At 63.4% G+C, this 10,443-nt stretch carries 11 protein-coding genes; 5 read left to right on the forward strand and 6 right to left on the reverse strand.

Going from position 1 to position 10,443, the window contains the following annotated elements; genetic code table 11:
* Positions 1 to 360 (reverse strand): hypothetical protein (locus F6S12_RS27080; RefSeq protein ID WP_315869517.1); only part of this gene is annotated, 360 nt, incomplete at its 3' end.
* 27 nt (positions 361 to 387) lie between these two features.
* Positions 388 to 2,130 carry a ShlB/FhaC/HecB family hemolysin secretion/activation protein gene (locus tag F6S12_RS27085; protein ID WP_315869518.1) on the reverse strand — a complete coding sequence of 581 codons (1,743 nt, stop codon included), beginning with the start codon at positions 2,128 to 2,130 and terminating at the stop codon, positions 388 to 390.
* 312 nt (positions 2,131 to 2,442) lie between these two features.
* On the opposite strand from F6S12_RS27085, the gene F6S12_RS27090 reads away from it, so the two are divergent.
* Positions 2,443 to 2,718: a hypothetical protein gene (locus F6S12_RS27090; protein WP_011059888.1), complete on the forward strand. Its 276-nt coding sequence runs from the start codon at positions 2,443 to 2,445 to the stop codon at positions 2,716 to 2,718.
* 61 nt (positions 2,719 to 2,779) lie between these two features.
* On the opposite strand, the gene F6S12_RS27095 is transcribed toward F6S12_RS27090, so the two are convergent.
* On the reverse strand, positions 2,780 to 4,120 hold the full coding sequence (locus F6S12_RS27095) for a DEAD/DEAH box helicase (RefSeq protein ID WP_315869519.1): 1,341 nt from the start codon (positions 4,118 to 4,120) through the stop codon (positions 2,780 to 2,782).
* Between the two features lie 193 nt (positions 4,121 to 4,313).
* Between F6S12_RS27095 and F6S12_RS27100 the strand changes: the two genes are divergently transcribed.
* Complete coding sequence (locus F6S12_RS27100) at positions 4,314 to 5,612, forward strand: mechanosensitive ion channel family protein (RefSeq protein WP_011059886.1); 1,299 nt, start codon at positions 4,314 to 4,316, stop codon at positions 5,610 to 5,612.
* 89 nt (positions 5,613 to 5,701) lie between these two features.
* Here F6S12_RS27100 and F6S12_RS27105 read toward each other — a convergent pair whose 3' ends face one another.
* The 3 genes from F6S12_RS27105 to F6S12_RS27115 all read right to left on the reverse strand — a co-directional run bounded on the left by F6S12_RS27105 (position 5,702) and on the right by F6S12_RS27115 (position 7,897).
* Complete coding sequence (locus F6S12_RS27105) at positions 5,702 to 6,565, reverse strand: carboxylate/amino acid/amine transporter (protein ID WP_011059885.1); 864 nt, start codon at positions 6,563 to 6,565, stop codon at positions 5,702 to 5,704.
* A gap of 259 nt (positions 6,566 to 6,824) precedes the next feature.
* A complete protein-coding gene (locus tag F6S12_RS27110) occupies positions 6,825 to 7,424 on the reverse strand; it encodes an FMN-dependent NADH-azoreductase (protein WP_011059884.1) in 600 nt (199 codons plus the stop codon).
* A 158-nt stretch (positions 7,425 to 7,582) separates the two neighbouring features.
* On the reverse strand, positions 7,583 to 7,897 hold the full coding sequence (locus F6S12_RS27115) for a hypothetical protein (RefSeq protein WP_011059883.1): 315 nt from the start codon (positions 7,895 to 7,897) through the stop codon (positions 7,583 to 7,585).
* Positions 7,898 to 7,946: 49 nt separating this feature from the next.
* Here F6S12_RS27115 and F6S12_RS27120 point away from each other — a divergent pair, with 49 nt between their 5' ends.
* Genes F6S12_RS27120 through F6S12_RS27130 form a run of 3 tightly spaced genes read left to right on the forward strand, consistent with a single transcriptional unit; the run spans position 7,947 to position 10,271 of the window.
* Entirely contained in the window at positions 7,947 to 8,870 is a 924-nt protein-coding gene (locus F6S12_RS27120; protein WP_011059882.1) for a LysR family transcriptional regulator, read from the forward strand.
* A gap of 30 nt (positions 8,871 to 8,900) precedes the next feature.
* Entirely contained in the window at positions 8,901 to 9,704 is an 804-nt protein-coding gene (locus F6S12_RS27125; protein WP_011059881.1) for an alpha/beta fold hydrolase, read from the forward strand.
* Positions 9,705 to 9,707: 3 nt separating this feature from the next.
* Positions 9,708 to 10,271 carry a peptidylprolyl isomerase A gene (locus F6S12_RS27130; RefSeq protein WP_011059880.1) on the forward strand — a complete coding sequence of 188 codons (564 nt, stop codon included), beginning with the start codon at positions 9,708 to 9,710 and terminating at the stop codon, positions 10,269 to 10,271.
* Positions 10,272 to 10,443 lie beyond the last annotated feature (172 nt).

Genomic DNA, 10,443 nt, shown 5'->3' on the forward strand with positions numbered 1-10,443 from the left:
ACCCAGGTTGGAGTTGCCGAGAATGATCCCGCCCAGTTGGGTTTCCTGGGTGCGGCCGGTGGCGTTGTTGAGGATCAGCCCCTGCTGGCCGACGTTGTAGTCGCTGAACTTGTTGTGCGACAGGCCGCTGCCATTGGGCGTGGCAATGTTGACGATGGGCACGCCATTGCCGGCCTGTCCCAGTGTTGTGCCGCTGCCGTTGACCACGATGCCGTCGGCCATCGCCACCACGGGCTGCCAGAACATCACGTTAGCCAGGATGAACGCCAGACCGCGTTTGGACAGCCCCCAGAACGTATCCCGCGCTTGCAGGGTGGCGGAAGGCTGGCGGGCCAGAAAGGCGAACTGACGAGCGTCCATGTCGTATATCTCGGGCAAAGAGCGGAGTTAAAGGAACAGGTCCAGGCGGAAATAGATCGGGGCTTCCCGTTCACTCAGGGCTTCGGGCCGTTCGAGGGAATGGGCAAAGGTCACGCTGGCGGCAAGGTGCTTGCCCCGGGCGAAGAATTCGATGGAGTCGCTGGAGACCCGGCCATGCTGCTCGGCGTTGTAGCGGTCGTTGCGGATCGCGCCGAAGTCATAGCCCAGCCCCGCGCCGTATTCGGCGAACACCGGGCGCAGCCAGTCCCAGCCCACCGGACGAGTCCAGCGCAGGTCGTTGCGCCAGTAGTAGCCGCTGTCGCCGTTCAGGCTCTGGTCCTTGTAGCCGCGGATCGAGGACTGGCTGCCCAGGCTCATGCGTTGCGAACTGAACAGCACGTCCTCGCTGCGCTGGCCAGTGACCAGGCTGCTGAACACCAGGGATTCTTCCCCCAGCTTGAACGGCTGCAGGTAGCTGGCGGTGGCGCTGTACTTGCGATAACGGGCGTTGGCCTGGCGGTTGCCGAAACGGTCGCGCTGGTTTTCACGCTGGGCATCGAAGGCGCCGATGCCGTCCTGCAGCCCCAGGTCGAGGTTGAGAAAACCGCTGCCGATGCGCCGGCCATGGTTGATGCCGAACTGCGCCTCGCTGAGGCGGTTGCTGCTGTTGCTCAGTTTGCTGTCTTCGATGTAGTTGTTGGTGCGCAGGTAGCTCAGGCCGCTGTTCAGCGAGGTCTTGCTCAGGGCGTCGCGATGGATCACCCGCTCCAGGCGCAACTGGTGGTTCTGGCTGTCGCCGGTCTGCTTGAAGTTGAAGCCCTGGCCCTGGGCCAGGGAACGGTATTCGCTCTGGCTGTAGCTGTAGCTGAGGTTCCACCAGCCAAACGGCAGGTTGTAATAGAGCATGGCGTTGCGCGAGGTTTTCTGGTGGTCGCTGATGGCGTCGTGGCCGCCGCGCAGCACCAGTTGGTCGGCCAGCCCCAGGGGGCTGTCCCATTCGAAGGAGCTGCCCCACTGCTGCTCGCCGGTGCTCTTCTGGCCCTCGTTGCTGCGTGATAGGCCAACGCGCCAGGGCTTTTGCGCGTTGTTCTTGACCAAGACCTCGCTGCCGCCCACGGCCTGGCCCGGGGCCAGTTCCATCTGCGCCTGGTTCGACGGCAGGCGGTTGAGCTGGTCCACCATCTGTTCGATCTGCCGCAGGTTGAGCAGCTCACCGCTACTGCCGGGGAAGGCCATGTTCAGCTCACGGGCACTGAGCTTGCTGTCTTCGGCGGCCTTGAGCCCTTCGAGCTTGCCTTCCACCACCAGCACTTGCAGGTGGCCGCTGGAGAGGTCTTGCTGCGGCAGGTAGGCACGGCTGGTGACCAGGCCTTTTTCGATATAGCGGTCGGTGATGACCTTGAGCAGTGCATTGAGCTGCGCTACCCCCAGGCACTGGCCGATGTAGGGCTGGAGCAGGCGCTCGCGCTCGGCAGCCGACAGCGAGTCGGCACCCTTGAGCTGGATGTCCTTGATCGGGAAGCAGCGGCTGTCGGCCGGCGCCGTGGGCGCTACAGGCGCGGCGCTCTTGCCGGGCAGGTCCTTGAGTTCTTCGAGGCGCCGCTGCTGTTCTTCCAGCAGGCGGTTCTGGCGGTCGCGGATCAGGTCCTGGTCGCCGGGGTTGAAAGCCGGGCCCGGCAACGGCGCGGCAGTGGCGCTGGGCAGCGCAGTGACCAGCAGCAAGCAGGACAAGGCACAGCACAACCTCATCCCGAGGGTGGAGAGAGACATATTCGGTCCTTCGAAACGGCAGCAAGGGTAGAGAAAGGGCGCGCGATGTTAATGTGCCACCATTCTGACGTCAATTAAGCGCGAGCATCGTCGATGGATGGCTGGTTTTGCGGGGCACGCGCCCTGCTACAAGGCCGGATGCTAGAGCTATCGGCGACGCCGGCAAATCAGATCCATCTGAATTGCCGAGTAAGAATTCCTGATCAGGCACGGCAATCAAAGCCGCGGCCACCGGCTCAATCCAACTGAACTTTCCCTGCCTCCGCTGCCTCAACCGGATGACTGCCCGTTCCGAATCACGAGGCCTACGCCATGAAGAACCTGAGCATTCTTACCCTCGCCAGCAGCCTGCTGTTCGCCCTGCCCACCTGGGCCTGCACCCCGGACGAAGCCACCGCCAAGCGCGAACAGCTGGCCCAGGAAGTCAGCAAGATCACCGAGCAGAACCCGGCCAAGGCCAAGGAGATCAATGCCGAACTGCAGAAGATGGACCTGAGCACCTCCAGCAAGGACCTGCCGGACAATTGCCAGTTGATCGACCAGCGGCTCAAGGAACTGGCCACTGCCGAGAAAAAGGCCGAGAGCTGACACCCGCAAAGCAAAAAGCCCGGACCAGGTCCGGGCTTTTCATCTGCATCAGGCGCCAGGCTTATTCAGCGGCGGGGGCCTGTGGCTTGCGGCGCTTGAGCGGCGCCAGGCCATCCTGGCTGACCAGGCTGTCGCTCTTGGGCCGATTGGCGGTCTTGCGCTTGGTCGGGGCCTTGGCCACGGCCTTTTTCTTGTCGCCCTTGGCGTCGGTCTTTTTCTTCTTCACGCCCACCGCCTTGCCGGAGGCCTTGACCTTCTTCGGCCCGCTGTAGGTGCCTTTGACTTCCTTGATGGTGCGGCGCTCGAAGCTCTGCTTGAGGTAGCGCTCGATGCTCGACATCAGGTTCCAGTCGCCGTGGCAGATCAGCGAGATGGCCAGGCCATCGTTGCCGGCACGGCCGGTGCGGCCGATGCGGTGCACGTATTCGTCGCCGCTGCGCGGCATGTCGAAGTTGATCACCAGGTCCAGGCCGTCAACGTCCAGGCCGCGGGCAGCGACGTCAGTGGCCACGAGGATCTTCACCCCGCCCTGCTTCAGGCGGTCGATGGCCAGCTTGCGGTCCTTCTGGTCCTTTTCACCGTGCAGGACGAAAGCCTTGTAGTCCTGGGCCACCAGGCGGCCGTAGATGCGGTCGGCCATGGCCCGGGTGTTGGTGAAGACGATGGCCTTCTGGTAGGTCTCGTTGGCCAGCAGCCAGTTGACGATCTGTTCTTTGTGCTGGTTGTGGTCGGCGGTGATGATCTGCTGACGGGTGGTTTCGTTCAGCTGGCTGACGCTGTTGAGTTGCAGGTGCTCAGGGTTGTTGAGGACCTTGGCGACCATTTCCCGCAGGCCGGAGCCGCCAGTGGTGGCGGAGAACAGCATGGTCTGCTGGCGGTTCGGGCATTCGTCCACCAGACGCTGCACGTCTTCGGCAAAGCCCATGTCGAGCATGCGGTCGGCTTCGTCGAGCACCAGCACTTCGACTTCCTTCAAATCCAGGTTGCCGGCGTTGAGTTGCTCCAGCATGCGCCCCGGAGTGCCGATGAGGACGTCCGGCACCTTGCGCAGCATGGCAGCCTGGACCTTGAAGTCTTCACCACCGGTGATCAGGCCCGACTTGATGAAGGTGAACTGGGAGAAACGCTCGACTTCCTTGAGGGTCTGCTGGGCCAGTTCCCGAGTCGGCAGCAGGATCAGGGTCTTGATGCTGACGCGGATCTTCGCCGGGCCGATCAGGCGATTGAGGATCGGCAGGACAAAAGCCGCGGTCTTGCCGCTACCGGTCTGTGCCGTCACCCGCAGGTCACGCCCTTGCAGCGCGAGCGGAATAGCCGCTGCTTGCACCGGCGTCGGCTCGACAAATTTAAGCTCGGCCACGGCTTTGAGCAGGCGTTCGTGCAGGGCGAATTGGGAAAACACGGGTGCTACCTCGAAGATATGCAAAAAAACAGCTGCATAGGGTACCGGTTTCGAGCGCGAAGGCCGAGTTTCTTTGTGCAAACGGTGGCAAAGAGTTGGTTTTTTGTTAACCGATTTGTCCTTAACCGTAACTTTCCCAGGGTTAAATGCTCTAATCCCCCTCCTGTGCCTTATAGAAGAATCGTTTTAGCCCATGGATTTCAAACAGCTCTGGCTCAATACCCAGGATCTCTGGGGAGCACTCGACCAACACCCTCTCCTGCACGCCGGCATCGGCCTGGCCCTGTTACTGGTGGTCGCCCTGCTGGTCGGACGAGTGGCACGCTACCTGGTGCTGCACGCGGTCAAGCTGCTGGGCCGCCAGCCGGCCCTGCACTGGCTCAACGACCTGCGCCACAACAAGGTGTTCCACCGCCTGGCACAGATGACTCCATCCCTGGTGATCCAGTTCGGCCTGCACCTGGTACCGGAGCTGAGCAAGACCAGCCTGCTGTTCCTCGGCAACCTGGCCATGGCCTTCACCATCCTGTTCCAGCTCCTGGCCCTGAGCGCCCTGCTCAATGCCCTGCTGGACATCTACGCGCGCACCGAACACGCCCGCACCCGCTCGATCAAGGGCTATGTGCAGTTGGCGAAAATGGTGTTGTACGTGTTTGGCGCGATCATCATCGTCGCCACCCTGATCGACCGCTCGCCGCTGTTGCTGCTGTCGGGCCTGGGCGCCATGTCGGCGGTGATCCTGTTGGTCTACAAGGACACCCTGCTGTCCTTCGTGGCCAGCGTACAGTTGACCAGCAACGACATGCTGCGGGTCGGCGACTGGATCGAAATGCCCCAGGTCGGCGCTGATGGCGACGTGGTGGACATCACCCTGCACACGGTCAAGGTGCAGAACTTCGACAAGACCATTGTCTCGATCCCCACCTGGCGGTTGATGAGCGAATCGTTCAAGAACTGGCGCGGCATGCAGCAGTCCGGCGGCCGGCGGATCAAGCGCAGCCTGTACATCGACGCCAGCGGCGTGCGCTTCCTGCATGACGATGAAGAAGTGCGCCTGAGCAAGGTGCGCCTGCTCACCGACTACATCGGGCGCAAGCAGTCCGAGCTCAAAAGCTGGAACGAAGCCCAGGGCAACGTCGCCGCGCTGTCGGCCAACCGCCGGCGCATGACCAATATCGGCACCTTTCGCGCCTATGCCCTGGCGTACCTGAAGAGCCACCCGGAAATCCAGCCGAACATGACCTGCATGGTGCGCCAGATGCAGACCACGGCCCAGGGCATTCCCCTGGAGATCTACTGCTTCACCCGCACCACCGCGTGGGTGGATTACGAGCGCATCCAGGGGGATATCTTCGATTACCTGCTGGCGGTGATGCCGGAATTCGGCCTGAACCTGTACCAGCAGCCCAGCGGCACCGACCTGCGGGCCGGCCTGCTGCCTGCGGTGCTGGGTGCCAGCCATGTGCCGACAGTAGAGAAGCAGGCTCTGTAACCTGGTAGGAGCTGGCTTGCCAGCGAAGGCGTTGGCCGGCCAGACGCAACGCTTGCGGGCCCTTTCGCCGGCAAGCCGGCTCCTACAGGTTAGGGCGTCAGGCGCGGCGCCGCGCCCCGGCGGCTGATCCACACCGCCCCCAGAATCACCAACCCGCCCAGCAACAGCCGCCCCAGGTCTTCGTGCTGGTTCCAGATCAGCAGGTTGATCAACAGCCCCACCGGCACATGCAGGTTGTTCATCACCGCCAGGGTGGCGCCGGTCACCAGGCACGCGCCCTTGTTCCACCAGTACATGCCCAGGGCCGTGGACACCAGGCCGAGGAACAGCAGCACCGCCCATTGCAGCGGCGCGTCGGGCAGGTAGTGGGCCTTGCCGAACAGCAGGAACGCCGGCAACACCACCAGCAGCGCCCCCAGGTAGAAGTAGCCGAAGCGCCGGTAGTGCGGCTCGTCGCTGGGGTAGCGCGCCACCAGATGCTTGTACAGCACTTGCCCGGCGGCATAGGTGAAGTTGGCCAGTTGCAGCAGCAAGAAGCCCATGAAGAAGTCCGGGTTGACGCTGTCGTAGCGGATCACCACCGCGCCTGCCACCGCCACCAGCGCCGCCAGCAGGCCCCAGGGGTTGAAGCGCCGGTTCAGGGCGTCTTCGATCAGGGTCACATGCAACGGCGTGAGGATGGTGAACAGCAGTACTTCCGGCACCGTCAGCACGCGAAAGCTCAGGTACAGGCACACGTAGGTGATGCCGAACTGCAGCGCACCGATCAGCAGCATGCCGCGCATGAAGGCCGGGGCCACCCGGCGCCAGCGGGTCAGTGGAATGAACACCAGCCCCGCCAGCAGCACCCGCACCAGCACCGCGAAGTAACTGTCGACATGCCCGGCCAGGTATTCGCCGATCAGGCTGAAGGAAAACGCCTGGATCAGCGTGACAAAAAGTAGATAGCCCATGTTCGCCTCGTCTTGAATGGCGGCGACGATAGCGGTTTTGCCCCCTCAGATGAAATCCCGGGCAAAAAAAAGCCCGATCTCGCTAGGCGTGCAATCGGGCGTCGGTACTGAAGGAGCAACCAGTACAAAGGGAGGTTCGATGCGCGAACCGGCTTGAAGGGGGATGCGCAGGCGCTACTTGAACACCGGTGGATTATCTGCGGATTAACGGCGCCGCCCTGCCCTTCGCTGAGCGGCGCCTGGGCTCAAGAATCGCGGCTCAGGCCACCTGGGCCAGCTTGGCATTGGCCTGGTTCAGGCCCTTCTCGTGGAAATCGCCCCCCAGGTTCAGGCCTTCGGCGTGGATGAACTCCACATCGTGGATGCCGATAAAGCCCATCACCTGGCGCAGGTAGGGTTCCTGGTGGTCCGCGGTGCTGCCGGCGTAGATACCGCCGCGGGCAGTAAGCACGTAGGCACGCTTGCCGGTGAGCAGGCCCTGGGGCCCGGTGTCGGTGTACTTGAAGGTCACCCCGGCGCGCAGTACGTGGTCGAGCCAGGCCTTGAGGGTGCTGGGAATGGCGAAGTTGTACATCGGCGCGGCCATGACCAGGACGTCGGCGGCCAGCAATTCCTCGGTCAATTCATTGGAGCGTTGCAGGGAGTCCTGCTCGGCGGCGCTGCGCTGCTCGGCGGGTTTCATCCAGCCCCCCAGCAGGTTGGCATCCAGGTGCGGCACCGGGTTGCGGGCCAGGTCGCGTACCGTGATCGAATCACCCGGGTGGGCGGCTTGCCATTGCTGGATAAAGGTCTGGGTCAACTGGCGGGATACGGAATCCTGCTGGCGGGCACTGCTTTCAATGATCAGGACGCGGGACATGGCACAAATCTCCATCGGGGTATGCGTAAGTCGATGGAGCGCAGATTAAACAGAGTGATATCGATGAAAAAGCGCAAATAACTGCTATAACCAATCAACAAATTCGTTTATAAGCGGAGCCAGCCCTGCAGCAACCGGCCGGGCCGGGCCCACTTCGATCATTTGGCCTGGCAGGTCAGGTCCAGGCGCAGCTTGATGATCTTGCGATTGAACTTGGCGGTAACGTTCTTGCTCTGCCCTGCGGCGACTTCCACCTTGCGGGTGCGCGGCGCTTCGGGGCCATTGCGAAACACCACCGAGCACAGCGCATCGCTCTTGCCGTAGTTGTTCAACTGGATGGAGCCGATGTCTTCATCGGTGTCATAGGCCGTGTAATCGATGCTCTGGCCGTTGAGCTGCTTCTCGACTTCGATGGGATAGGCCCAGGCGCTCAAGGGCAACAGAGCCAGCAACACACAACAGAATTTTCTCATTCGGCAGTCTCCAGTAAGGAGCGCCAGCTTAGGACAAGAGGAGCCCCTCATGAAAGCGCCCCGCGTGACCCTGGATCAATGGCGCACCCTGCAGGCGGTGGTCGACCACGGCGGTTTCGCCCAGGCCGCCGAAGCGCTGCACCGGTCCCAGTCCTCGGTCAGCTACACCGTGGCCCGCATGCAGGACCAGCTCGGCGTGCCGCTGCTGCGCATCGACGGCCGCAAGGCAGTGCTCACCGAAGCCGGCGGCGTGTTGCTGCGCCGCTCCCGGCAACTGGTCAAGCAGGCCAGCCAGCTGGAAGACCTGGCCCACCATATGGAACAGGGCTGGGAAGCCGAAGTGCGGCTGGTGGTGGACGCTGCCTACCCCAACGCGCGCCTGGTACGCGCCCTGACCGCCTTCATGCCGCAAAGCCGTGGCTGCCGCGTGCGCCTGCGCGAGGAAGTGCTGTCCGGGGTCGAGGAAGTGCTACTCGAAGGCGTGGCCGACCTGGCCATCAGCGGCTTCAACATTCCCGGCTACCTGGGTACCGAGATGAGCTCGGTGGAGTTCGTCGCCGTGGCCCACCCGGAACACGCCCTGCACCGCCTGCAGCGGGAACTGCACTTCCAGGACCTGGAAAGCCAGTTGCAAGTGGTGATCCGCGACTCCGGCCGCCAGCAACCGCGAGATGTCGGCTGGCTCGGCGCCGAACAGCGCTGGACCGTGGGCAGCCTGGCCACCGCCGCGACCTTCGTCGGCAGCGGCCTGGGCTTTGCCTGGCTGCCCCGGCACCTGATCGAGCGCGAGCTGCGCGAAGGCCTGCTCAAGGTCCTGCCCCTGGACCAGGGCGGCAGCCGCCACCCGACCTTCTACCTTTACTCCAACAAGGACAAACCCCTGGGCCCGGCGACGCAGATCCTCGTGGAGCTGCTGCGCACCTTCGACACCGCGCCCCTGGATGCGCCCTTTGCCGCCCCCGAGCAAGCCTGACGCCCCACCCACCAGAACAGGAGTTCTGCCATGGCCTATTTCGAGCATGAAGGTTGCACCCTGCACTACGAGGAATACGGCCGGGGCGAACCCCTGCTGCTGGTCCATGGCCTGGGTTCCAGCGCCCTGGACTGGGAAAAACAGATCCCCGCGCTCTCGGCCCGCTATCGGCTGATCGTCCCGGACATCCGCGGCCACGGGCGCTCCGACAAGCCCCGGGAGCGCTACAGCATCAAAGGCTTCACCGCCGACATCGTGGCGCTGATCGAGCACCTGAACCTGGGCCCGGCCCACTACGTCGGGCTGTCCATGGGCGGCATGATCGGCTTCCAGCTGGGGGTGGACCAGCCGCAGTTGCTCAAGAGCCTGTGCATCGTCAACAGCGGCCCCGAGGTCAAGCTGCGCAGCGCCAACGACTACTGGCAGTGGTTCAAGCGCTGGAGCCTGGCCCGGGTGCTGAGCCCGAGCGCCATCGGCAAGGCCCTGGGCCCGCGGCTGTTTCCCAAGCCGGAGCAGGGCGAGCTGCGACAGAAGATGGCCGAGCGCTGGGCAAAAAACGACAAACGTGCTTATCTCGCCAGCTTCGACGCCATCGTCGGTTGGGGGGTTCAGGAACGTCTGTCGCGAATCACCTGTCCAACCCTGGTCGTCAGCGCCGACCGCGACTACACCCCGGTGGCGCTCAAGGAGGCTTATGTCAAACTGCTGCCGGACGCGCGGCTGGTGGTGATCGAGGACTCCCGACACGCCACGCCGCTGGACCAGCCGCAGCGCTTCAACCAAACCCTGCTGGACTTCATGACCACAGTCGACACCACCACCCAGGATCACTGACCCATGCTGAAAAAAATCGCCCTCGTCGCCGGCTCCGTACTCTTCGCGGCCAACCTGATGGCCGCGCAACCGGCCAAGGCGCCCCACGTCCTGCTGGACACCAGCTTCGGCAAGATCGAAGTGGAACTGGACCCGGTCAAGGCACCGATCTCCAGCAAGAACTTCCTCGACTACGTCGACAGCGGCTTCTACACCAACACCATCTTCCACCGGGTGATCCCGGGGTTCATGGTCCAGGGCGGTGGCTTCACCGCGCAGATGGTGCAGAAAGACACCCGCGACCCGATCAAGAACGAAGCCTCCAACGGCCTACATAACGTGCGTGGCACCCTGTCCATGGCCCGTACCTCGAACCCCAACTCGGCCACCAGCCAGTTCTTCATCAACGTCGCCGACAACGCCTTCCTCGACCCGGGCCGCGATGCCGGCTACGCCGTATTCGCCAAGGTGGTGAGCGGCATGGACGTGGTGGACCAGATCGTCAACTCCCAGACCACCACCAAGCAGGGCATGCAGAACGTGCCGATCGACCCGGTACTGATCAAGTCGGCCAAGCGTATCGACTGATACTTCGCAGCCTGTCCCGACGGCGGCGCCCTACCCGGCGCCCCGTCCGTTTTCTGCACAGGAGAGCCCGTACCCCGGGCTTCAGACCCCATGCTCTTTCGTCGTTTTGAACAACTGATCGACATCTTCCGCGACGCTCCCAGCGCCACCCCGCCCAACCGGGTCCTGCCCT

The organism is Pseudomonas sp. JV245A (genome assembly GCF_032424515.1).
GTDB lineage: Bacteria > Pseudomonadota > Gammaproteobacteria > Pseudomonadales > Pseudomonadaceae > Aquipseudomonas > Aquipseudomonas protegens.